The organism is Synechococcus sp. ATX 2A4 (genome assembly GCF_024346375.1).
Lineage (GTDB): Bacteria > Cyanobacteriota > Cyanobacteriia > PCC-6307 > Cyanobiaceae > MW101C3.
Window position 1 is genome coordinate 276,519 of record NZ_JAGQCV010000002.1, and the last position, 23,151, is coordinate 299,669.

Here is a 23,151-nt window from a genome sequence, read left to right on the forward strand (position 1 = left end):
AAAATGACATCAGGCATGGCACCCAGATGATCATCATTCGCCCGTATGAGGCTTCAGACTGGCCCGCCTTGTTCACCCTGCTGAGAGCCACCTTTGCAGGTGGAGACACCTACGTTTATCCGCCCGACATCAGCGAAGCTGACGCCCATCAGGCCTGGATTGACATCCCAATGGCGACGCTGCTGGCGGTTTCAGATGCCGGAGACATCCTCGGCACCTACTTCATCAGGCCGAATCAGCCGGGGCTTGGCTCTCACGTCTGCAATTGTGGGTACATGGTGGCCGAGGCTGCCGCGGGCCAAGGTGTGGCCACGGCCCTGTGTGAGCACTCTCAGCGGTTCGCCGTTGAGATGGGCTTTCGTGCCATGCAGTACAACTTTGTGGTTTCCACCAACCACCGCGCGGTGCGTCTCTGGCAGCATCTGGGGTATGCCATCGTTGGTCGCTTGCCCGGCGCGTTTCTGCACAGCACCCTCGGTTATGTGGATGCGTTTGTGATGTTCAAGCAGCTGGTGTTGGAGCCTGCAGCGGTGGATCCGCTCTGAACGAGCCACTGCCCGCGGCAGGCAGCTTCACCGTGAACGCACTGCCGCTGCCCAGCTTTGATGCCACTGAGATCTGCCCGTGATGGCGCCGCACGATTGCTGCCACGATCGATAGCCCCAGGCCGGTGCCGCCCCGCTGGCGAGAGCGGCCGGGGTCGCTCCGGAAGAAGCGATCGAAGATGCGTTGCTGATCGGCCGTGCTGATGCCGGTGCCGCTGTCTTCCACCTGCAGCACCACCTGGTGCCGTTCGCGCCGCAGGCTCACTGAAATTGTTCCGCCCGGTGGCGTGTAGTGCACCGCGTTCAGCAGCAGGTTTGAGACAAGCCGGTAGAGATCCCTTTCTCTTCCGTGCACCATGATGGCGGCCTCGTTGTTGGTGACCAGCTGCACGGTCACGCCAGCGGCGGTTGCCACCTCAGCGGTTTCCTCAATCAGGTCAGAGGCGATCTGGGTGATGTCACACGCCTGCAGGGCCGCTGCCAGCTCTGGCGCTTCAAGCTGGGCGAGCAGCAGCAGGTCGGTGATCAGGCGATTCAACCGTTGCCCCTGGCCCCACACCACGGCGAGCATGTCGTTTCCAGCCTTCTGCTCCTCAGGAGCGACCCTTCTGTGGGCCTCCACCACTGCCAGCAGGTTGGCCACAGGGGCGCGCAGTTCATGGGCGGCATCGGCGCTGAATTGCTCCTGCTGCCGGTAGGCCTTCAGCAGCGGCTGCATCGCCAGGCCGGAGAGCCACCAACTCGCCAGTCCAGCCACAAGCAGCGCCACCAGCACGATCGTCTGCGCCGCCCACCAGAGCCGTTCGGCTTCAGCATCCAGCCCGCGCAAGCTGCGACCAATCTGCAGATACCCCAATCCAGCTCCGTCAGTTCCGCTGTCTGTGCGCCTGGCTGCGATCCTGCTTGCGTGCCTGGCTGCGCACTTGGTGGTGCTGGCGCGTGGGAGCGGTGCAGGTGGATCGAATACTGCAGAAAGCGCTCACCAACCTGCTCAGCCAGCACCGTCCAAACGGGGCCCGGACCTGCCGCCGTGGTCCGGGGGGAACCGGGGGAATGGGCGATGAGCCTGCCCTGCCGGTTAAGCAGGCGCAGGTAGAAGCGCTCTGGATCGGCGATGCTCACCGCATGGCGCGGCAGCAGCGCTGATGGCAGCGGGCAGGGATCCCCCACCAGGCACAGCCCGGGCAGGATGGTAAGGAGTTGGACCGAAGGACGGGCTTCTGCCGGGAGCAGTGGCTTGAGGCTGTCGTGCAGCGTGCCGCCCAGTGTTTCCACCTCGCTCTTGATTGCTGACCAGTGGGCACGCATGAGCAGGCCAGACATCCCGTAGCCGGCGCCATACAGGATCGCTCCGATCACCACCAGATAGGCCGCTGCCAGCCGCAGGCGGCTCAGGCGAATGGCAGCAGGCCTCGTCATCAGCCAGCTGCCTACGGTTCCGGCTCAAAGCGATATCCCTGGGAGGGCACCGTTTCGATCGGATTGGTGAGCCCGTGGCTGGCGAGCTTGCGCCGCAGCAGCCGCACCTGAGCGGCCACCACATTGCTGATCGGATCTTCATTCAGCGACCAGAGCTGGGCGCGCAGGCGTGATCCCGGAATGATCTCGCCGGGATGCTCCATGAAATAGGCCAGCAACTGACGTTCCTTGGCAGACAACAGGACCCGGGTGGTTGTCTGGGGCGCCCCCACGCTCAGCCAACCTTCGGCGGGATCGAGGGCATAGCAGCCGGCAATCAGCACCGGATCGCGGTAGTTGGGCTGACGCCGCTGCAAAGCCCGGATCCGGGCCAGCAGCTCCTCCATCGCAAATGGTTTGCTGAGGTAATCGTCGGCGCCGGCATCGAGGCCCTGCACCCGGTGTTTCGTTTCGGCCAGGGCCGTGAGCATCAACACCGGCAGGGTGAGCCCCGCTCCGCTCAGGCGCCGGCAGAGCTCCAGGCCCGACAGACCCGGCAGCATCCAATCGATGATCGCCAGGTTGTAGGTGGCCAGCTCGCTGCGCAGCAGGCTCCAAGCGCCGGCGCCTTCGGCCACGTGATCCACCACATGCTGCTCGGCCTTGAGCACCGCCTGGATCGCCCCGGCCAGCTCGGTTTCATCCTCCACCAGCAGGAGGCGCAGGGGCATGGCGCTCACAGGGGCGGATGGGGTGGATCCTAGGGAGCACCGCTGGTTTCACCTGTTTTTCATCCCCCCTGCGGCATTCTCGGCAGAGTCTTGTCCTGCCCTGCGGCAGCCACATCACCATGCGCGCGTTTCTGCTGGCCGCTGGCCTCAGCCTTGGAGCCCTGGCCGCCGGGAGCCTTCAGCCGGCTCTGGCGCATGTGGGCCATGGCGATGAGTTTCAGCAGCAGGGAGACGTGCGCCAGGTGCCGGTCAATGGGGAGATCGATGCCCTGCTGGGCATCACCACGGCTCCTGCCACTACCGCCGGCGGGGTGGTGTCGATTCCTGTGGCTGCGGTGGTGAAAGCCGATGGCAAGTCGCTGGTGTTCGTGAAGTACGGCACCACCTACGACCCGGTGTTCATCAAGACCGGCTCCAGCAGCGGTGACCAGATTGAAGTGAGCGAAGGCGTGACGGCTGGAGAAGAGGTGGTGATTCAAGGGGGCCTCTCCCTTTATGCCGAGTCGAAGAAGAGCGAGGGCGCCGCCGCTGACGAGCCGCCTGCCACGGCAAGCAGCGCTCCGCCTGCCCCCGCGTCTACCCCAGCTGCGGGGAGCCCCAGCCCGCTGGTGATCGGGGCGGCGACGCTGGCGGTGGCGGTTGTGCTGGGCGGGGTGGTGGCCACGCGACGCGGCCACAAGCACTGATTGCTGCACTGACTCATCCCTCTACTGACGGATCGCTGTAAGGCGTTCCGTACTGATCGCTGCACGGCGTTCTGCGGAGTGACCGCTTTGCCCATCCTCTGCTTGCTTCCATGCTCAATCGCCTGCTGAATCAAACGCTGCGCACCGCGATTGCCAGGCGCTGGCTGGTGGTGGTGGCTGTGCTCTTGATCGCTCTCTGGGGCCTGTCGATCCTCAGCCGCATGCCGCTGGATGTGTTTCCCCCGTTCGCTCCACCCCAGGTGGATGTGCAGACCACAGCCGATGGCCTGGCACCAGAAGAGGTGGAGCAGCGCATCACCGTGCCGATCGAATCGGCGGTGAACGGCCTGCCGGGGGTGGAAACGGTGCGCTCCTCCTCGAAGGTGGGGCTGTCAATGGTGCAGGTGGTGTTTGCGCAGAACGCCGACATCAACCGGGCCCGTCAATCGGTGGCGGAACGACTGCAGCAGATCACGGCGGAGCTGCCCGCCACTGCCAGCGCCCCGGCCATCTCGCCGCTGGTGTCGCCGTTGGGCACGATCCTGCAGTTCGCCTTCACCTTGAAGGGCGGCGGCCCGACCACGCCGCTGGAACTGCGCCGGATCGTTGCCACCACCTTCAACCACCAGATCCTGGCGGTGCCGGGTGTGTCCCAGGTGACCCTCTACGGCGGTGAGGAAGCCCAGCAGCAGATCCAGATCGATCCCCAGCAACTGCAGGCCCGCCAGGTGTCGCTACAGGCCGTGGCTGAGGCGGCCGCAGCGGCAAGTGCCAGTGCCCCCGGCGGCTTTCTGATCGCGGGCGGGCAGGAGCAGCTGATCCGCGCCGATGGCCAGGCGCGTAGCCGCGAGGAGCTCTCCGATTCGGTGGTGATGGATCGCAACGGACAACCGCTGCGGCTTGGTGATGTGGCCGGCGTGCGGCTTGCTGGCGCCCTCAAGCGCGGCGATGGCAGCTTCAACGGCAAGCCGGCGGCGGTGTTGATGATCAACAAGCAGCCCGACATCGACACGCCAAAGGTGACGCGTGAGGTGGAGGAGCGCATCGCGGCTCTGAGCAAGACCCTCCCGGGTGACATTCAGCTGACGCGCACCTTCCGCCAGGCCAGTTTCATTGAAACGGCGATCAGCAATGTGAGCCGGTCGCTGCTCGAAGGCATCGCGATTGTTGCGCTGGTGATGGTGCTGTTTCTGATGAACTGGCGCACCGCCGTGATCACCCTCAGTGCCATCCCCCTCTCGTTGCTGATCGGCCTGATGCTGATGCGCGCCTTTGGGCTGGAGATCAACACCATGACCCTCGGTGGGCTGGTGGTGGCGATCGGCTCGGTGGTGGACGATTCAATCGTGGACATGGAGAACTGCTACAGCGGACTGCGCCGCAATCAGCTGGCTGACCAGCCCAAGAATCCACTTCAGGTGGTGTACGAAACCTCGGTGGAGGTGCGCCAACCTGTGATTCTCTCCACCGTCATCATTGTGGTGGTATTTGCGCCGATCTTCAGCCTCACGGGAGTGGAAGGGCGGATCTTCGCGCCGATGGGGCTGGCCTATCTGCTGTCGATCACGGCCTCCACCCTGGTGGCGCTCACCCTTTCGCCTGCGCTCTGCGGGATTCTGCTGGCGCATACGCGGCTGCCTGCCGAGAACACCTGGATCGCCAATTGGGCTGAGCGGGCTTACCGGCCCCTGCTGGAGAAGGCGCTGATCTCCCCCAAACGCCTGCTGGCCGTGGCACTGGCCGTTGTGGTGGGGGCCTGCGCCATACTGCCCAGCCTCGCTCGGGTCTTCCTGCCGGAGTTCCGCGAGAAATCGCTGGTGAACTCGATGGTGCTCTACCCCGGCGTGTCCCTGGAGATGACCAACCGCGCCGGTGTGGCGCTGTCCAACACCCTGAAGGCCAACCCGCTGTTCGCGTGGGTGCAGGTGCGGGCGGGGCGGGCCCCCGGCGATGCCGATGGCGCTGGGGTGAACCTGGCCCATGTGGATGTGGAACTGAGCGATCAGGCGATGCAGGATCGCCCTGCCGCGATCGCCGAACTTCGCGCCGCCTTCCTGAAGCTGCCCGGGGTGGCCCCTAACATCGGTGGCTTCATCTCCCACCGCATGGATGAGGTGCTCTCGGGGGTGCGCAGCGCGATTGCGATCAAGATCTACGGGCCCGATCTGGCGGAGTTGCGCAGGATCGGCGAGCAGGTGCGCGACGCGATCGAGCCGATCGAGGGGGTGGTGGATCTGCAGCTCGAACCCCAGTTGCCGATCCAGCAGGTGCAGATTGTTTTCGATCGCAAGGCTGCCACCGCCAACGGGCTCACGATGCAGCAGCTCGCTGTTGCAGTGGAGATTGCCCTCAACGGCAAGACGGTGGGCCAGGTGGTGAGCAACGGCACCGATCGCACCGATGTGGTGGTGATGTTGCCCGAGCAATCCCGCAACAGCCTCGATGCCCTGCGGGCCATTCCGATCGCCACCCCCGCCGGCACCATGCTGCCGCTGGGGTCCCTCGCCCGGATCGACAATGGCCTGGGCGCCAATGTGGTGAACCGGGAGGATGTGTCCCGCTTGATCGTGGTGTCCGCCAATGTGAGCGGCCGGCCGCTGGGCACGGTGGTGGGAGACATCCAGAACACCATCAACAACACGATCCAACTGCCATCTGGGTACCTGATCCGCTATGGCGGGCAGTTCGAATCGGAAGAGCGGGCCACCGCCAATCTGGTGCTTTACAGCGCCCTGGCTGCGGTGGTGATTGCCGTGTTGATGTTCGTGGCTGTGCAATCACTGCCGGCCACGATCGCCATCCTGATCAATCTGCCCCTGGCCCTTGTTGGGGGCCTGGTGGCGATCCTGCTCACCGGTGGTGTGCTTTCGGTGGCCTCCCTGATTGGATTCATCACCCTGTTCGGGGTGGCGGTGCGCAACGGCCTGCTGCTGGTGGACAACTACAACCGCCGCCACGCCGAAGGCATGGAGCTCAAGGAGGTGATCCGCGCCGGCAGCCTGCAGCGCCTCAACGCGATCCTGATGACGGCCCTCACCTCCGCCTTGGGCATGTTGCCCCTGGCCCTGGCCGTTGGGGCCGGCAACGAGATCCTGCAACCGCTGGCGATTGTGGTGCTGGGCGGGCTGATCACCTCCACCACCCTCACCCTGCTGGTGCTGCCGGCTCTCTATGCCGCGTTCGGCGGTTGGTTGCTGCCTCGCCTCAACCCAGCCGTGAGCAAGGCATGACGTGATGGGGAGCCATTGGGCCACGCTGATCAGCCCCAATCCCCAGCGGCAAGGGTTGATCGCAGGCCTGCTGGCTGCGTTGTTCTTCGGGCTCAGCGCTCCGTTGATCAGCGTGGTGAGCGGAGCAGGTTCGCCGCTGATTATCGCCGCACTGCTTTATGCCGGAGCCGCCTTCGCATTGCTGGTGGTGCGGGGATTCGTGTGCGATCACGATCAGGAATCCCCGGTTCAATGGCAAGACCTGCCACCGCTGCTGGGGCTCACCGTTCTGGGGGGAATGGTCGCTCCGATCGCTCTGGTGCAGGGCCTCAGCCTGCTTTCGGCGGGTTCCGCCTCGCTGTTGCTGAATCTCGAAGCGGTGTTCACGCTGCTGATCGCGGTGCTGATCGGCCGTGAGCACCTCAGCCGCAGGGGGCTGATTGCAGCGGTATTGATCCTCACGGGTGCCGTATTGCTGACGGAGGGCTCCTTGCATGGAGCCACCTTCCAGGGAACCGTGCTGATCGTCGGCGCCTGCCTGGCCTGGGGGATCGACAACAACCTGAGCCAGCGCCTCAGCCTGCGCGACCCCCTGCAGATCGCCCTGCTCAAGGCGATCGGGGCGTCAGTCCCCATGCTCCTGCTGGCGCTCGCGGCCGGCCAGAGGCTGCCGGCCTGGCCCGAACTGCTGGCGCTGCTGGCGATTGGCGGCGTGGGGTATGGGATTTCGATCTGGCTGGATCTGCTGGCGCTACGCCACCTGGGCGCGGCCCGCGAAGCGCTCGTGTTCTCCACAGCCCCCTTTGTGGGCCTGCTGTTCTCCCTGCTGGTGCTGCGCGAAGCCTTCACCAGTGCCATGGCGATGGCCTCAGCCGCCATGGCGCTGGGGGTGGCCGTGCTGCTTCAGGAACACCATTCCCACCGGCATCGGCACCAGCCGCTCCGCCATGCCCACCGCCACCACCACGATCCGTCCGGCAGTGACCCCCATCACAACCACGACCACCCCGGGGAGCCGCCGGACGCAGGCCATCAACAGCAGGCCTATTGGCACGCCCACGAGCATCAACATGCCCCGATGGAGCACGAGCATGGCCATGTGAGCGACGGGCATCACCGGCATGATCACAGCCAGAAGCAGTGAAATTGCGATTGTGGCTGTCAACCGCAGAGATGCGGGTTCGACCACCACTGGATCCGGCAAGGCGGCAAGCCCCGGATGACTAAGCCGGCTGGATGAACCAAGCAGAGGGCAGCGGGCGCAGATCCGCCATCCGAATGCTGAAGCACGAGCGGTGGTTTGGAGACTTGCCACCATGGCGAGTTCCCATGGCCAAGGCTGCGCCCCTGTATCGGCAGCTTTGATGTCAGGCTTTTGGATGGGACGTTCGCCGTGTGAAGTGGAAGAGAAGCGGATGCGGAGAGTGTTCGTTGAGCTGTCAAAGAACAGGTTAGGCTGAATTCATATACTCACAAGATCCAGCATTAGAGATGAGCCAAGGCCTACTAGTCCGTGTTGGCATTGACGCCACTTCTGGGGGCTGGAACGGCCCCTGCAATGAAAACGAATTTTGCTACGTCCCGATGGGAAGCTCTAAAGACTTGACTCCCAACTACGACACAGCGTATGCACCTTTCCGGCGGTCGGTGGAGTTGTTTCTGCCTGAATCTGCTCATCGACGATGCCGTTGGCCCCACCGTTTGCCTCGCAAGGGCCACTGTGACCCGGACTTCAGACAGCTGAGCTTTGGAGACGCTGGGATGCGTGGAGCAAGAATCTTCTCAGAGATCAGCCCAGGTGACTTTCTTGTCTTCTATGCAGGGCTGAGATCGGTTGACACCGGATGCCTGAAGTATTCAATCATTGGCTTTTATGTTATCGATCATATGATCAAAGCAAGGGATGTGCCACAGGAAGACTGGCACCGCAATGCACACACCAGAGATGGCGGGTGTCACAGGGATGGGGACGTCGTTCTTTTTGCCAAGCCTGGTGAATCCGGCCGGCTCCTCCGACATCTGCAAATTGGAAGTTATCGAGATGGAGCTTGGCGCGTCACTGAAGACTTGCTCGCAGAGTGGGGAGGCCTCAGCGTTAAGAATGGTTATATCCAGCGGAGTGCATACCTACCCATGTTCACTGATCCCAAGAGATTCATGGCATGGTTTAAACGTCAGAATCCTCAATTGATCGCGTTAGACAATCCTTAGAGGTTGGATTGCATCGTCCCATCAAGCGTTTCTTGGGTGCAGGCCTTTGCTGATTGGCTGCTTCCGCCCTAGCATCACTGCCTGCCAACAAGGGCAGCCTTAGACGAGGAGCAACCAGTGGAAGCGCTGATGGAGTGGGCAAGCAAGTATTCCCCGGGGGTTCTTGCGTTGCTGATCGTTGCCACGGCTGCCGTGTATGTCCTCAAGCTGCTCACGGATAAGGTCGTTGCGAGCCAATTCGATCGTTACGTGATGCAGATGGAGCTCCGCCTCAAGCAAAGGTCAGACTTTGAGCAGAAAATTCTCCTGGATCAGTACGAACTGGTGTGCGATCTCGCGGAACGTCTCCTCCGAGTTGCGACTGACCTTCATCGCCACAGGCTCGGGACACAGGTGGAGGGCCTCCTTCGCGACGGTGACGTCGTGCCGCTTACCGCCGTGTTCGAACTGCTCGCGTTGAAGCGTTATCTGCTGAAGCAGAGGTTTTATGAGATCTTTTGGAACCAAGCGCACACACTTCTGGCCACTGCAAACTCAAGAGACCAGCACGAGATGGGTCGCCTCGAAGCTCAGTATCTGCGAAACCTCGAGCGCCTCTATGAATCGATGAATGAGGTGTTTGGGATTGAGCGAATCTCGTGGGAGGAAACGACGTGATCCCATCACAGTTGAACTGTGGCATCGTGCGGAACGTCTAACTCGCTTCTTCGGCCGTCCGGCTCTGCCGACGGCTGAGACGAACCGTTTGGAAAGCAATCATGCGATTCGCCTCCAAGATAGGACTCAGTCTTTCACTCGTACAGGCCATTCTTTCTTTTTGGGCTGCTTTGGTGACCAACGGAGGCCTCATCAAGGAGATCTTCTTCGCATCCATCTATCTCCCGCTGATTCCTCTCCGTTCGATTGGGTTGCCGGTCACTGATGGTTACAGCGGGTGGGGGTGGGCCGGGCCTTCTCTGCTCGGCTACGTTCTCGTCATCCTGTTCTGGGTTGGCGTTTGGTTCCTCGCTGGCTATGGAATTGAGTCGATCCTGAAGCAGTAGAGCGTGGTGCGTGATCGGCTCCAGCAGAACCGTTGCTCGACCCGCCGCTGAACCGATAGCCCAGGCCAAGAACGGTTTGGCAGCGTTGCAACCCCTTGGATGGAGCGATAAGCGTCTACCAGGAGCCCACCAGGCGCCTGAACAAACAGACGAGATGAACCCCATCTTTCCATTCCACGAGGGCAAGGACTAGGACCCTAGGAGATTGGCTTGAATCTCCAGAGGCAGACTCTCTAAGTACCGAAATTCCAAGCACCTCGGCCTTCAACCCCTTGATCAGTGCTGTTGGCGATCAATCGCCGACGAAGGCCACAGCCTTGTGCCTCGGAGGCCTTGCCGGCAGGCCAGCTTCAGGCAACACTCCCTATGGCTGCAGCTTCCGCGCATGGCAACTCGAACCCTGTCTGCAGGCGAGGTGGTGCTGATCCGCCACGGTGAAACGGAGTGGAGCCTGTCGGGCCGCCACACCGGCAACACCGACATCCCCTTGACCGCCAATGGTGAACAGGAGGCCCAAGCCCTGGCGCCGCTTCTGGAGGATCTGGGTGTGGAGCTGGTGCTGGTGAGTCCGTTGCAGCGGGCCCGGCGCACCTGCGAGCTGGCTGGCCTGGCGGAGGGCGCCAGGGTCGAGCCGGATCTGCGCGAGTGGAACTATGGCGCCTATGAGGGGCTCACCTCCGCGGAGATTCAACGCGAGGCCCCTGGCTGGATGGTGTTCCGGGATGGCTGCCCAGAGGGTGAAAGCCCGGCTCAGATCGGTGCGCGCGCGGACCGCGTGATTCAGCGGCTGCGGGCCCATGGCGGAATGGTGGCTGTGGTCGCCCACGGCCACCTGCTGCGGGTGCTGGCGGCGCGCTGGATCGGGTTGCCGCCGAGCCAGGGGAGCCACTTCCTGCTCGACACCGCCAGCCTCTCGATTCTCTCCAGTTACCGCGGCGAGCCGGCCCTGGGCTGTTGGAACGCGGCAGCGCTGTGACTCCACGGTTGGTACAGGCACTGATCGGAATCACGACTGGGGGGCTTCAGGCCAGTGGCTGTTCCTGCCAATCGTGAGTTGTGAAGCTGCTGCTGTTAGTCGCAGGCAGCTGCTGTTGTTCGCACTCTGCTGCTGTTCCTGGCGGGATTCAGCTGTAGTAATACCCCCCGTCCTGGTCATTTCTGCTGACATAACTGCAGTTGCAGCCCACCTTCCAGAGCGCCTGATGGATCGGGGTGGCATCCACGCGCACATGGTCGGGGAAGGCCTTGCGAAGGATCTCAGTGGCGCGCCAGGCGTTGTAGTGGGGGATGCGGGGATTGAGGTGATGAACCACGTGGGTGGAGCCGATGCCGTGGTGCAACAGGTTCAGGAGTGGGCCGTAGGGGCGATCAACGGTCTGGAGGGCGCCCTTGGCCCAGTCCCAGTCGGCTGACGAAAAGTGGGGGATCGCCGGGTCGGTGTGCTGCATCCAGGTGTAAGCCACCAGCCAGGCATTGATCACCAGATAGGGCAGGCCATACACGCACAGCACCCGGAGGATCGATGTCTGGCTGGCCCACACAACCAGCAGAGCAAAAACCACGACCAGCCCCAGATTGGAGATCTGCATCAAGCCCTTCCATTTGCCCGGGAACAGCTGGCGGCGTCCGGCATTGAAGAGCGGGACATCAATGAAATGGGACGTGGGAAAGCCGTGCTCAGGCCCACCGGTGATGCCGAACAGCAGGTAAAGCGGCCAGCCGAGCAGCAGGTGCACCAGGATCGACACAGCCCCATAGGCCGGTACACCGAGGATTCTCTTGAGATCCTCCGTGAAGAAGCCCCAGGAGGATTTCCCCTGGGAGGGGACATGGGTTTCACCGGCTTCGAGGTGATTGCAGTGGCTGTGATGCACCGCATGGCTTCGTTGCCAGGAGAAGTAAGGAACCAGCAGCAGGCTGTGCAAGACCAGCCCCACCCCGTTTTCGATGGTTTGGTTCGGGTGAAAGGCGTTGTGGCCGCATTCATGGGCAAGCACCCAGCAGCCGCCCGCCAGGGTGCCCGCCACCACCGCATACAGCAGCCAAACAGGCGCAAGGTTCCACTGCAGAGGGATGAGGCAACCCACCCCATAGGCCAGCAGGGAGGTTGACAACGAGAAGGCCAAGGTTGTCCAGGCCTTGGCAACGTTTTTGTCTGTGATGTCCGCCGGCAGAGCGGCCAGGAGTTGTTGCTTGCTCGGCCAGCTCCTGGGAGCTTGTGGTATATCCGGGAAGGCTGGGCTGGATGGGGAGAAAGGAGAGAGAGGGGTGGTCGTTGTCATCAATGAATCGAACCCACCCGACGTACTCCTGACTTGACTTTTTGATCGCCGAGAAACCTAACCGCCTGGCCTGCCCCACCGTGGAGCCTGAGCCTTTCGGTTCCACTCGCGAGCGCAGGTCCATGCAGCTCAGCTCGGGCTCAACCCATAGGGCTCCCCATCCGCCGGCAGGGTCACCCCCAGCCGTTGCCGCCAGGCCGCCACCGGCAGCTCCCAGCCCTCCTCCCAGCGGGCGGTGGCGAAGGGAGAGGCGGTGAAGCCGATGGTGACGCCATGGCTGATGGCTCGGCTGAGGGTCTCGTAGTCGTCGAGGCGCAGGCGGAAGCCGGCGATCTGGGCCGCATGGGTGAGGCTCACGTAGGCGGGGAAGCCGATCTGGGTGGCGGTGATCGCCAGCACGCCGTTCTCCCCGGCCGCTGAGGTGCCGAAGCCGCTGACCACATGGTGAATGTCGTGGGTGGTGGCGATCCGCTGGGTGAGCCAGCGGCCTTCGGTATCGATCGGGCGTGGGCGGAAGAACGAAGGGTCGTAGTTGAGACGCCGGATCAGGGCGGCGTAGGTGTGGCCCAAGCTCCCCAGCGGCAGCGCCGAAAGCCGCTCCAGGTCGGGTTGGAGGGGGGGATAGCGGCTGTCCAGCAGCTCCGCCCCACCCGGCAGGGCCCTGAAGCGGGCGAGGCAGGCGTCCATCTGGGGCGTGTCCAGGAAGCTGTCCACCAGATCGGCGATCTTGGCGAGATCCCCCTGGCTGCGCCCCACCGCGATCATCTGGCGGGCCTGCCCCAGGGCCTGCAGGGACTGCTGGAAGCGGGACATGGCTGATGGTGAGGCGTGGGGTCAACCTATGGCCGCTGGCTCTTGCTGCGGCGGCCATTGTGGAGACACGCGCTGGTGCAACAGGCCAAGGGATGTCCGTTTCGCTGTTGGCGGGCCTGAGGCGCCTGCTGGCCTACCAACCGTCGTGGCTGCGGGGGGACGTACTGGCGGGTGTGACCGTGGCCGCCTACCTGGTGCCGCAGTGCATGGCCTACGGGGAGCTGGCCGGCGTGGCGCCGATCGCCGGGCTCTGGGCGATCCTGCCGCCGCTGCTGCTGTATGCGTTGATCGGCTCCTCGCCGCAGCTATCGGTGGGGCCCGAATCCACCACGGCGGTGATGACGGCCGCCGCCATCGCCCCGATCGCCGCCGGCGATCCGCTGGCCTATGCCAGCTTCGCCAGCCTGCTGGCCCTGTTGTGCGTGCTGGGGGGCTGGGCGCGGCTGGGCTTTCTGGCTGATCTGCTCTCGAAGCCGATCTTGGTGGGCTACATGGCCGGGGTGGCCGTGATCATGATCAGCGGCCAGATCGGCAAGATCAGCGGCCTGGAGCTGAAGGCGACGTCGCTGGCGGGTGAGCTGCTGGAGCTGGCAGGCCGCAGCAGCGAGATCAATCCGCCCACGTTGCTGCTGGCGCTCGGGGTGCTGGTGTTCCTGCTGCTGATCCAGCGGCGGTTCCCCGCGGCGCCCGGGCCCTTGCTGGCGGTGCTGCTGGCGGTGGCGGCGGTGTGGTTGTTTCACCTGGATCAGGCGGGTGTGGCTGTGACCGGCGCGATCCCGGCCGGCCTGCCGAGCTTTGTGCTGCCCTTCACGGAGCTGAGCCACCTGGCGCCGCCCGCTGGCCTGGCGCTCGACAAGCTTCGGTATCTGCTCACGGCGGCGGTGGGCATCGCGCTGGTGGGCTATTCCGACAACGTGCTCACCGCCCGCGCCTTTGCGGCCCGGGGCGGCTACCGCATCGATGCTAACCAGGAGTTGCTGGCGCTAGGGGCCGTGAATCTGGGCAATGGGCTGATGCAGGGCTTTCCGGTGAGCAGCAGCGGCAGCCGCACGGCGATCAGCGCAGCGCTGGGCAGCCGTTCGCAGCTGTTTTCGCTGGTGGCGTTCGTGGTGGTGCTGGTGGTGCTGCTGTTCCTGCGGCCGCTGCTGGCGTTGTTCCCGCAGGCGGCGCTGGGGTCGATCGTGATCTATGCCGCCTTGCGCCTGATCGACATCGGCGAGCTCAAGCGGATGCGCCATTTCAAGCGCAGCGAATTCCACCTGGCGCTGATCACCTGCGCCGGTGTGCTGTTCACCGACATCCTGATGGGCGTGGGTCTGGCGGTGGCGCTGTCGGTGATCGATCTGTTCGCGCGGCTGGTGCGCCCCCACGACGCGGTGCTGGGCCAGGTGCCCCAGCTGGGCGGCCTGCACGACGTGGACGATTGGGAGGGAGCCAGCACCATCCCCGGCCTGGTGCTGTACCGCTACGACGCCCCCCTCTGCTTCGCCAATGCGGAAGACTTCCGCCGCCGCGCCCTGGCCGCTGTGGCGGCCGAGCCCACGCCGGTGCGCTGGTTCGTGCTCAACGCCGAGGCGATCGTGGAGATCGACATCACCGCCGCCGATGTGCTCCAGGACGTCCAGCGCGAACTCACGGCCAACGGCATCCTCTTCGCCATGGCCCGCACCAAGCAGGACCTCTACCAACAGCTCAGCAGAACCGGCTTCGTGGAGCGGGTGGGCGCCGAGCGTTTTTACCCCACGCTGCCTGAGGCGATTGCAGCGTTTCGGGGGGAGGGCGGGGCGCGTGTTGGGTGATGGGGTCCAGCCGCAACGAGCGCTGATCTCCGTGACTTCGGCGCCGCGTTCCCCGCCTTTCTTGCTAATTTCCGGCCCGCCCAGAGCCTCCCGCATCTCGGCGATGTGGCGCGGCTGGAATGGCTCTGGCACCGGGCCTTCAATGCCCCTGATCGGGCCAGCTTGGAGCTACTGGCGCTCGCCCGGATACCTCCCGAGCACTGGGATCGGCTTGTGTTCCTGTTGCCTGCCAGGGCCGCCCTGATCGCCTCCGATTACCCCATCCACCGCATCTGGGAGGTGAATACCAACCCCACAGCATGGCACGATTGGATTGATCGCGATCAGCGAGGAATCAGGATCTTCGTGTGAAGAGACGGCCACACCACCCGCCTGCTTCTTCGTAGCGCGCCGGAATGGCATCTGCTCCAGGCCTTCGCCTCCGGGGAGCCCTTCGGCGCACTCTGCCGCCAAGGCCTCGAGCGCTCCGGCACCCCCATTGCCGAGCTGCTTCCGCTCTGGGTGCAGCGCGGCTGGCTGCGGGATTTGGAGTTGCCGGAGGGCGCCGCCCCCTCAATACCCATGCAATGCAGCATCAAGGCGTTGGTGGCAGCCTGATTCAACTCTGGCTGCCAGGGCTGTGTCCTGGCTGCTTGTGGGCAACCAGGCCATCCAGCCGATTCCGCAGCTTGAACTGAGGGAGCGGAGCTGCGCTGGTGCCGAACGTTCATCTGCCGCGCCATCAACTGCTCTTCACGACTCCATCATCCACGACTCTTCTGACAAGCTGGATTCCCAATGAACCATTCCAATCATCACTCAGCCCCACATCAGCGTGGCAGCGGTTATTATCTACGGTGATCTATGCATGATTCCACCACACAAAGATGCTGAGCATGGTTCAGTTCTAATGAGTAAGATCCAAGAGACTTCTCATCAATTAGACAGTAGCATCAGCCGCATCATGGAGACGTCCTTCTTGGCAGAGTTGATCTGCCCCCAATGCGGCATCCAGATTTCAAAGAGCATCGGGCTCTCGGCCTGCATCGTGCGCCATACCTGCCCTCGCTGCAGCTTCGTGATCCGTCCGCGCCCCGGTGAGGGTTGCATCTTCTCCTCCTACGGCAGCGTGGGATATCCGCTCAACACCTTCAATCCGACTCGATGCTTGCCACAGCACGGTGAACGCGTCCATGTTGTTGTTGGAACCAGCCCATTTAATAGTTATTACAGCGAGTCCCGTCTCACGGCATTGTTGCTATGGGCCTACGAACACTTTGAGCAGGTCGGTGTCTTTATTCCCGACACGCCAACGGTGTGGACGTTGGAGGCCGGTGGCTACACCCCCGAGCAGGCCTCATATAAAACGAAACGGCAACTCCGGTATCACAGCAACAAGATTGGTCGCGCTCGAGAGGCGGTCGATGCTGTGACCAGACGGATTGGTCTGCTGCCCTGGTCTTCGGTGGCACAGTATGGCAGCTATGCCGCTGCCGAAGTACGGTGCCGTGCCGCATTCGCCGCAGACAGTGAATTTCGCAGGGAGTGTCTGGCAGCTTGAGGTGGATGGCTTTTATTGGACAGATACGGCCCCTGACATCGTTAACCCTGGGCGGGAAGAACAGGGTTTAGTTTCATTGTAGACCACATGGGGAGTTTTGCTTCCCAGTGCGCTGTGCGGTCTTACATGACCATACCTCCAGAAGAAGCGGGCCAGGCTGATCTCCGCCTCCCAGCCATCGCTGTAGGCACGCAGATACGCCTCCTCATACTTGACGGTGCGCCACAGTCTCTCCACCAGGATATTGTCAAAGCACCGCCTCCTTCCTGACCAACTGATCTTGATGTCTTCTGCCTTGAGTCGTTGAACGAAGGCCGATGAGGTGAATTGACAGCCCTGATCGGAATGGAAGATCTGGGGCTTGCGGCCACTGACCAGGGCCATCTCCAGGGCCTCCAGGCAGAACTCCGTGTCAAGGCTGTTGGAGAGTTTCCAGCTGAGCACATGCCGAGAGAACAGATCGACAACGGCCACCAGGTACAGAAAGCCCTTCCGCATCGGAATGTAGGTGATATCCGTCGCCCAGACCTGATCTGGGGCCGTGAGCTGCTGGAGGTCCACCAGGCAGGGATAACGCTCGGATGGGCTACCAGGAACTGTCGTCCTTGGTCTCTGATAGATCGCCCGTAAACCCATGCGCTGCATAAGGTTTCGGACACGGTCACGGCTGATCGGGATACCGTCTCTGGCCAGATACTGCACCATCCGACGGCTGCCGGAGGTGGGATCCTCCAGGTAAATGGCATCGATCCTGGCCATGATCCGCAGAGTGGACTCATTGACAGGCACGGGCTTGTAATAGAGGGTCGATCGTGCCAATCCGAGGAGCTCGCACTGGCGGCTAACCGTGAGCTCAGGGTGGTGATGATCGACCAGTTTGCGCAGTTCACGGGCATCAGAGCAGCTGAGACTTTTTTTTCAACCACTCCAGCTCCATTTGGAGCTTGCCGATCTGCTGGAACAGCTCAGCCTCCTTGGCCCGGCTTTCGTCCTTGGCCTGGGTCTTCTTGCCCCGGGTGAACAGGTCGCTGGCACCCTCCAGCAGCTGCTTCTTCCAGTGGCTCACCTGGATTGGATGCACCGCATGATCAGCGGCAGTCTCCTGGAGCGTTTTGCGACCACTGATCGCCTCCATGGCGACCTTGGCCTTGAACTCTGGGCTATGGGTGCGGCGTTTGCTCATGGGTTGGAGCCCCCTCTCAGGGGCGGTGCCCCGCCTCAGAGGTTAACGATGGACCCTGTCCAGAAAAGCCAGACCATCTCAGCTACCGATAAGGTTCTCGAAAACCGGTGCCGAGAGGGTCATCAACTGAGCGATCTAGATCGCCTGCGCGCAGTGAACTATCTGATGGCAGAGCTGCCCAACATCCTCTTCGGCCCTGAGCTGTTCGACGTTACAACCTCAACGTTCGTTTATCACAGGCCACTCAGGTTGTTCGAAAGCCTGTTTTCAGGCGTGTTCTCGATAGCGCCGTCTCTCGGTCAACATTTCGTGATCGCCCATGAGCTGAGCGAAAGCAAAGAACCGCCAAGCTGAGCTGCGGCGTGAGCAGCACCTGCAGCTGCTGATCTGTTCTGCCGGTGATCAAGCAACGGATTTGGCATTCTACTGCCTGTTGGCAGGCCCGCTAGCATGAATCAAGATCAGGTGTGGCTTTGATGGTGGCTTGAGTGCCGCAGCCGCACAGCGGCCGTCAAAACCCCAACGCGCTGTCAGGCCTAATTCACCGCTTTGTTCACCATCCGGTTGTCTTTGGCAACGAGCTCCTTGGTGTTGCGGTCCACGGTCTTACCGGCGGCCTTGGCTTTCACCTCACTTTGCTTACCCTTCTGGCCCCCGTCTCCGGTGATGGAGCCGATTGTGTCCTGAAGAGCGTCTCCGGCTTGCACGGAGATGGTCTCCATCCGGCTGGTTACTTCGTCGCACTCGCCTGATGACTGAAAGAAGGGAGCCGCCAGGGCCATGGCTGGTGATTGGAACAGCAAAGAGACCACCAGAATCACAGCTGAAATCATGGATGTCATGAATGCGTTCATGGTTGTTCTCGTGAGTGTTCTGTGCGTTGGCACCACCCACCTCTAGCCACGATCGCAGCCGCTCACCATCGGCAATGTCATGCCTGGTTCCACTCGCAACGGTCGCAATCAGCAGAGCGCAGCAGAATGAACCCATCGGCGCCTCAGCTTGCTCCCCATGCCCCCAACGCCCTCTGATCCAGCCGGCCCTCAGGGCCTGCGCCGCCGCGAGTTGATGCTGGCCACGCTCGCTGCTGGTTTTGCCGTGGCGGTGCGGCCGGTGTCGGCCTCCACGATCACCACCCCGGCAGAGGGTCTCACCGCCGGCTTCGTGACCATTCCGGTGCAGGGCCGCCCCATCCCGGCCTACCGGGCCCGGCCAGCTGTGGGCACGAATCTGCCGGTGGTGCTGGTGGTGCAGGAGATCTTCGGGGTGCACGCCTACATCCAGGATGTGTGCCGCCGCCTGGCGCGGCTCGGTTATCTGGCCATTGCCCCCAGCCTGTTCGAGCGCCAGGGGGATGTCACCAAGCTGCCGGATATCGCCGCGATCCTGCCGGTGGTGGCCACGGTGCCGGATGCCCAGGTGATGGCCGACCTCGATGCCACCGTGGCCTGGGCCGTCAGCAGCGGTGGCGGCAACAGCAACAAGCTCGGCATCACCGGCTTTTGCTGGGGTGGCCGCATCACCTGGCTCTACGCCGCCCACAACCCGAAGCTCGCCGCCGGCGTGGCCTGGTATGGCCGCCTGGCGGGAACCCGCACGCCCGAGCAACCCTTTGCTCCCCTCGATGTGGCGGCCAGGATCAAGGCGCCGGTGCTGGGTTTGTACGGCGGCAAGGATGACGGCATCCCGCTGGAGTCGGTGGAGCGCATGCAAGCTGCCCTCAAGGCAGCCGGCAACCGCAGTGACATCATCGTGTTTGCCGATGCTCCCCACGGCTTCCACGCCGATTTCCGGCCCACCTACCGGGCGGAAGCCGCTGCAGAAGGCTGGCGACGCATGTTGGCCTGGTTCAAAGCCAACGGGGTGGCCTGATGGCCTGCGCAGGACCGCCCGATTGGGCAGCAGCGCAACGGCGGGAGTTGCGTTGAGCTCAAGCTGAAGCTTGATGTTTCACTCCCCAATCTTCTTATCGAGCCATTGGGTGGCCACATACACGCCGATGAACATCGGCAGGTAAGCGATCCACATGTTGGGCAGATCCAGCTCTGAGTTGTTGATCACTACAAGCCCTGCGTAGCTGATCAGGCCATAGATCAAGGCCCTGCGAAGTGGCCCGGTAATCTTTTTCAAAATTCCTGCACCAGCTATCTCATCCTACGGCAGCAGCACGTTCCACGTCGGCGCCCCACCTCAGCTCCTGCTACTCCACCGGCAAGTTGGTCGCCACCCATTGATTCTGCTCCACCCGAGCCTGGGTAGGTTGATTCCTGCGGCACCCCTCGATCCATGCTTCGCGATCTGTTGCTGGCCGTTGGCATCCCAACGGCGATGCTGCTCCTGTTCACCTTGCTGCTGCAACGCGGCAAGCCGCTTCCTTCATGGCTGCAGCGTCTCTCCGAGCAGCCTGCTTGGATCTGGAATGTCGGCATCGGCCTGCTGATCGCGTTGTCGCTCCTGCGTTGGCTGCTGCAGCGCTGAGGGGCCCCGCCTTTTGCTTGAGCCGTGGAGCCGGCGGCTGTTCTGCGCGGCGGCAGTTTCGGGCAGCGGCAAGCGAGCGAATCCAGCGTCGACTGCCTGCAGTGCTCAAGGTGAGCGGAGCTGCATGACTTTTCTATGTATCGTGGTGAACCCTTGGTTTCCAGGCCGATGGGCCAACATTCTTCCTGATCGCGCTCTGCTCAACAGCCTTGGCAGCACATCTGGTGTTGAAGGGCTCCCCCAGGACGCTGGGGTGATTCTGGGATTCGAATGATCCGGTTCCATCGTTCGTGGCAACCATCTTGCTGGAATCCGGCATGCTGGAAGCTATCCAGGTGAATCCATCCAGGTAAAGCCTTCTCGGTGAATCATTCCAGGAGAAGCCTTCCTCGCGGAATCCTTCATCATAGAAAACATGCATTCAACATTTGGTTGATCCCACATTCCTCAGGTAAAGGTATGCCATTCCAAAACAACTACGAAAATCTAGTTTCCGAGCGGAGTCAAGCTCATACCCGTCTGATTCGAGATTACGACGGCCCCAATCCAGACTTTGACACCATCGTGGTCGGCTCAGGAATTGGCGGCGGGATCTTGGCTGATGACCTGGCCGAGCAGAAGCCACAATCACGCATCCTGGTCGTGGATGTTGGATCCTTTGTCTATCCCACACACGTCTACAACATCAGCCGCTTCTCAAATAGTGATGTAGCCAATCATTTTGGTGTTGACACCTTTACTCAAACGGAAACAGATCAGCAATTCATTGGTGGCAAACCGCAACTCGTGTTCGGTGGTCGTTCAATCTTCTGGTCTGGCCTCATCCCGGACCCCCAAGACTGGGAACTTGACTTTTTCCCTGGCACTGTGCGATCAGAGCTGAAGGATGAGTTCCTGTTGCTCGCTGGCCAGCGCATGAACGGGTCGTTGACCTTGGGCAGCAAGGTCAGGGATTTGGTTGATCACTTCCGCAACAGCCCGCTCGCTGACGACTTCTTCATCCACGAGACGCCCCGAGCGCTGCACCAGCCTTACTTGATGCCAGACGGGACGCCGGCAGACAAGTTCTTCGTGGAGTCGACAGGTGTGTTCAACACGGCTGAACTTCTCATCAATCAGACAGGCCTGACCGGCCCCAAGATCGATCTCAACGGCAACGGGTTGTTCATCAAGTTGAACAGTTTTGTCGAAGCCGTCAACAGCGTGCCCCACGATTGGTACGAGGTGAAGACAACCGACACGGTATCGGGAGAGCAGCGGAGCTTCTACGCGCAAAAGGTGGTGATCGCAGCCGGCTCGATCGAAAGCCCCAAGTTGATCAACCGGTCTTCCGTGTACACAACGTTGCCGGACGACATCAAGCAACTTGTGGGCTTCGGCCTGACGGATCACCCCGTGACGGCTGAGTCGAGGGCCTATGTGACATCAGTCGGCAACCCCCGCATCGACATCTCACCGCACGACCATGCGAAGATCATCTTCTATTCCAAGGGGAAACCTGGCGCTGATGGGAATGTTCAGTACCCGTTTAACATCGAGATGAATGTGAATCACGAGTACTGGCATTTGCGTAACAACGATCCGTCGGAAGGCCTCCCGAAGAACGACCCGACCCGCACAGTGGTAGACATTAAGTTCAGCTTTGCCAACTGCCTCGACGACCAGAATGGCATTCACTCGAACGCCAACGATGGCTACAAGCCCTCCATCAGTTTCAAGAAGTTTGCTTTCCTCGACGACCTCCTGAATTCACGGTTTCCTGCTGTGGCGGGTTGGCAGATGAACACCGCCGACTTCATGATATTGCTGAATGAAACACGTCAACGCATCTTCAATGAATTCAACGATGTTGACCCGATGACGCCCCCCTATGGTGGGTTTTACGGTGAGCTATGGCCTTTCGGATGGGGAACGGTTCATCACGCCTGCGGCACTCTGCGAATGCCGTGGAAAGCCAATCGCAACGCGCCCTTTAATGCTCGCTCCGTAGTAGATGAGAACCTGAAAGTGCATGGCACCACCGGCCTTTATGTTTGCGACATGTCCGTGCTTCCCATCAGCACGGCTGCGAATCCCGTGCGCGCCTTGGCAGGGCTGGCCTTGAGGCTCTCCCGCTACTTGGTTAATAGTCCCCAGTAAGAGCAACAGCACCGTTCTACGCACACCATTGCTGTCCGCCCGAGCTCACCCACCGGGTAACCCATCGGCCAGGCTTCCCCATGCAGTCGATGGAAACCTGGCTGCCACGCAGAGATCCTTGGTCGACAGCATCATCAACGCTCACCGTCGTGCACGGGCGTCTACTCACCTCACCACGTTCAGCCCACCGTTTGCTCCGTGCTGCCCCTCGGACTGCTGCAGACCGTCATTCGCCGCAACAATGCAAGGCAGCCCACCGCCACTGCCAACGGACCTGGCCCAGCAGACCGCCCCAGTGGAGCGCGGCGATCTCGTGTTGAAGGTGACTCCCGCCGGCTCGATCCGCCCACCACGCCGGTGAACATCAGCCCCAAGCAGCCGGGCCGGGTCACCGCATTGGTCCCGGATCATGGCGCCCAGGTGAGCCCCGGCCAGATCCAGGTGCGCATGGTCGGCAGCAACCTGGGCGGCACCTGGCTGCGGGCGAAGGGAACAGTGGCGGCAGCAGAGGGGAACCTCCAGAAATTGCAGGCCGGCAACGGACCCCAGGAGATTGGGGCAGTCCGGCGCAAGCTGCAGGCGGGAGTGGCCGATCAGATTGCGATCGGCTCCAGTGATCGCAGCAACCAGCAGCTCTATGGCTCCAGCGCGATTGCGAAGGTCACCTTTGATGCCAGGCGCCGGGCGTTCCTAGTCAGCCAGGCACGGTTGGGGTCGGTGCAGGCGCAGTTGAACCTTGTGCAGGCTGCTCCAGCCATGAAGACATCGCGTCACCCACACCCTTGTGAACCAGCCGCAGGTTCTACTGGCCGAAGAACCCACCGGTGCCCAGCCACCACCAACGCCACCACCTAGGAGTTTGTTGCTCGTAGAGAATCGGTCCACCGATTGCAGCGAGTTCGGGCTTGTTGACGCTGACGGCTCCGGGCTGTGGCTTTCTGCACCGAGCTTCATGGAAGTGGAGGTGATGCAGGAGCCCCTCATCCCGTCGCTTCCATCAACATCTGCTGCTGTGATCGCCGGAACCTGAACAGCTTGAGCAGATTGTGTGTGGCGGCGATCAGGGCCCATTCGCCATTCACTTTCTCCAGACC

24 protein-coding genes are annotated in these 23,151 nt (G+C 62.2%); 16 read left to right on the forward strand and 8 right to left on the reverse strand.

Annotation, left to right across the window (positions count from 1 at the left end; translation table 11 throughout):
* Positions 1–26: 26 nt before the first annotated feature.
* Entirely contained in the window at positions 27–545 is a 519-nt protein-coding gene (locus KBY97_RS03155) for a GNAT family N-acetyltransferase (RefSeq protein WP_255145221.1), read from the forward strand.
* On the opposite strand, the gene KBY97_RS03160 is transcribed toward KBY97_RS03155, so the two are convergent.
* Together KBY97_RS03160 and rppA are read right to left on the reverse strand one after the other, a co-directional pair.
* Entirely contained in the window at positions 502–1,374 is an 873-nt protein-coding gene (locus tag KBY97_RS03160) for a cell wall metabolism sensor histidine kinase WalK (RefSeq protein WP_255145222.1), read from the reverse strand. The two genes, KBY97_RS03155 and KBY97_RS03160, sit on opposite strands and share 44 nt — an antisense overlap.
* 601 nt (positions 1,375–1,975) lie before the next feature.
* Positions 1,976–2,668 carry a two-component system response regulator RppA gene (gene rppA, locus KBY97_RS03165; RefSeq protein WP_255145269.1) on the reverse strand — a complete coding sequence of 231 codons (693 nt, stop codon included), beginning with the start codon at positions 2,666–2,668 and terminating at the stop codon, positions 1,976–1,978.
* A gap of 125 nt (positions 2,669–2,793) precedes the next feature.
* On the opposite strand from rppA, the gene KBY97_RS03170 reads away from it, so the two are divergent.
* The 7 genes from KBY97_RS03170 to KBY97_RS03195 all read left to right on the forward strand — a co-directional run bounded on the left by KBY97_RS03170 (position 2,794) and on the right by KBY97_RS03195 (position 10,799).
* Positions 2,794–3,360, forward strand: coding sequence for a hypothetical protein (locus KBY97_RS03170; RefSeq protein ID WP_255145223.1), 567 nt, complete (start codon positions 2,794–2,796; stop codon positions 3,358–3,360).
* A gap of 110 nt (positions 3,361–3,470) precedes the next feature.
* The gene (locus KBY97_RS03175; protein WP_255145224.1) at positions 3,471–6,590 is read left to right on the forward strand and encodes an efflux RND transporter permease subunit; all 3,120 of its coding nucleotides are present in this window, start codon (positions 3,471–3,473) and stop codon (positions 6,588–6,590) included.
* 4 nt (positions 6,591–6,594) lie between these two features.
* The gene (locus KBY97_RS03180) at positions 6,595–7,713 is read left to right on the forward strand and encodes a DMT family transporter (protein WP_255145225.1); all 1,119 of its coding nucleotides are present in this window, start codon (positions 6,595–6,597) and stop codon (positions 7,711–7,713) included.
* Positions 7,714–8,060: 347 nt separating this feature from the next.
* Positions 8,061–8,780, forward strand: coding sequence for a hypothetical protein (locus KBY97_RS14795; protein WP_399217173.1), 720 nt, complete (start codon positions 8,061–8,063; stop codon positions 8,778–8,780).
* Positions 8,781–8,948: 168 nt separating this feature from the next.
* Entirely contained in the window at positions 8,949–9,437 is a 489-nt protein-coding gene (locus KBY97_RS03185) for a hypothetical protein (RefSeq protein WP_255145226.1), read from the forward strand.
* Positions 9,438–9,538: 101 nt separating this feature from the next.
* A complete protein-coding gene (locus KBY97_RS03190) occupies positions 9,539–9,823 on the forward strand; it encodes a hypothetical protein (protein WP_255145227.1) in 285 nt (94 codons plus the stop codon).
* Positions 9,824–10,208: 385 nt separating this feature from the next.
* Positions 10,209–10,799 (forward strand): histidine phosphatase family protein, encoded by a 591-nt coding sequence (locus KBY97_RS03195; RefSeq protein ID WP_255145228.1) that lies wholly within the window; start codon positions 10,209–10,211, stop codon positions 10,797–10,799.
* 148 nt (positions 10,800–10,947) lie between these two features.
* Here the strand turns inward: KBY97_RS03195 and KBY97_RS03200 are convergent, their stop codons facing one another.
* Positions 10,948–11,937: a fatty acid desaturase gene (locus KBY97_RS03200; protein WP_255145229.1), complete on the reverse strand. Its 990-nt coding sequence runs from the start codon at positions 11,935–11,937 to the stop codon at positions 10,948–10,950.
* 297 nt (positions 11,938–12,234) lie between these two features.
* Positions 12,235–12,918, reverse strand: a complete 684-nt coding sequence (locus tag KBY97_RS03205; RefSeq protein ID WP_255145230.1) for a Coq4 family protein — start codon at positions 12,916–12,918, stop codon at positions 12,235–12,237.
* Positions 12,919–13,010: 92 nt separating this feature from the next.
* On the opposite strand from KBY97_RS03205, the gene KBY97_RS03210 reads away from it, so the two are divergent.
* The 3 genes from KBY97_RS03210 to KBY97_RS03220 all read left to right on the forward strand — a co-directional run bounded on the left by KBY97_RS03210 (position 13,011) and on the right by KBY97_RS03220 (position 16,257).
* The gene (locus KBY97_RS03210) at positions 13,011–14,717 is read left to right on the forward strand and encodes a SulP family inorganic anion transporter (RefSeq protein WP_255145231.1); all 1,707 of its coding nucleotides are present in this window, start codon (positions 13,011–13,013) and stop codon (positions 14,715–14,717) included.
* 105 nt (positions 14,718–14,822) lie between these two features.
* Positions 14,823–15,068: a hypothetical protein gene (locus KBY97_RS03215; RefSeq protein WP_255145232.1), complete on the forward strand. Its 246-nt coding sequence runs from the start codon at positions 14,823–14,825 to the stop codon at positions 15,066–15,068.
* A gap of 463 nt (positions 15,069–15,531) precedes the next feature.
* Positions 15,532–16,257: a tRNA-dependent cyclodipeptide synthase gene (locus KBY97_RS03220; RefSeq protein ID WP_255145233.1), complete on the forward strand. Its 726-nt coding sequence runs from the start codon at positions 15,532–15,534 to the stop codon at positions 16,255–16,257.
* Positions 16,258–16,269: 12 nt separating this feature from the next.
* Here KBY97_RS03220 and KBY97_RS03225 read toward each other — a convergent pair whose 3' ends face one another.
* Positions 16,270–17,142 carry an IS3 family transposase gene (locus KBY97_RS03225; RefSeq protein WP_315857135.1) on the reverse strand — a complete coding sequence of 291 codons (873 nt, stop codon included), beginning with the start codon at positions 17,140–17,142 and terminating at the stop codon, positions 16,270–16,272.
* Positions 17,143–17,152: 10 nt separating this feature from the next.
* Positions 17,153–17,440 carry a transposase gene (locus KBY97_RS03230; protein ID WP_255145234.1) on the reverse strand — a complete coding sequence of 96 codons (288 nt, stop codon included), beginning with the start codon at positions 17,438–17,440 and terminating at the stop codon, positions 17,153–17,155.
* A 48-nt stretch (positions 17,441–17,488) separates the two neighbouring features.
* Here KBY97_RS03230 and KBY97_RS03235 point away from each other — a divergent pair, with 48 nt between their 5' ends.
* Positions 17,489–17,794, forward strand: a complete 306-nt coding sequence (locus KBY97_RS03235; protein WP_255145235.1) for a tRNA-dependent cyclodipeptide synthase — start codon at positions 17,489–17,491, stop codon at positions 17,792–17,794.
* Positions 17,795–17,976: 182 nt separating this feature from the next.
* Here the strand turns inward: KBY97_RS03235 and KBY97_RS03240 are convergent, their stop codons facing one another.
* Positions 17,977–18,294 (reverse strand): hypothetical protein, encoded by a 318-nt coding sequence (locus KBY97_RS03240; RefSeq protein WP_255145236.1) that lies wholly within the window; start codon positions 18,292–18,294, stop codon positions 17,977–17,979.
* Positions 18,295–18,451: 157 nt separating this feature from the next.
* Here KBY97_RS03240 and KBY97_RS03245 point away from each other — a divergent pair, with 157 nt between their 5' ends.
* Positions 18,452–19,312: a dienelactone hydrolase family protein gene (locus KBY97_RS03245; protein WP_255145237.1), complete on the forward strand. Its 861-nt coding sequence runs from the start codon at positions 18,452–18,454 to the stop codon at positions 19,310–19,312.
* A gap of 78 nt (positions 19,313–19,390) precedes the next feature.
* Here the strand turns inward: KBY97_RS03245 and KBY97_RS03250 are convergent, their stop codons facing one another.
* The gene (locus KBY97_RS03250; RefSeq protein WP_399217179.1) at positions 19,391–19,537 is read right to left on the reverse strand and encodes a hypothetical protein; all 147 of its coding nucleotides are present in this window, start codon (positions 19,535–19,537) and stop codon (positions 19,391–19,393) included.
* 189 nt (positions 19,538–19,726) lie between these two features.
* Here KBY97_RS03250 and KBY97_RS03255 point away from each other — a divergent pair, with 189 nt between their 5' ends.
* The 3 genes from KBY97_RS03255 to KBY97_RS03265 all read left to right on the forward strand — a co-directional run bounded on the left by KBY97_RS03255 (position 19,727) and on the right by KBY97_RS03265 (position 22,912).
* Positions 19,727–19,918: a hypothetical protein gene (locus KBY97_RS03255; RefSeq protein WP_255145239.1), complete on the forward strand. Its 192-nt coding sequence runs from the start codon at positions 19,727–19,729 to the stop codon at positions 19,916–19,918.
* Between the two features lie 432 nt (positions 19,919–20,350).
* Positions 20,351–22,057: a GMC family oxidoreductase gene (locus KBY97_RS03260; protein WP_255145240.1), complete on the forward strand. Its 1,707-nt coding sequence runs from the start codon at positions 20,351–20,353 to the stop codon at positions 22,055–22,057.
* Between the two features lie 198 nt (positions 22,058–22,255).
* Positions 22,256–22,912, forward strand: coding sequence for a hypothetical protein (locus KBY97_RS03265; RefSeq protein WP_255145241.1), 657 nt, complete (start codon positions 22,256–22,258; stop codon positions 22,910–22,912).
* The last annotated feature ends 239 nt before the right edge of the window (positions 22,913–23,151 follow it).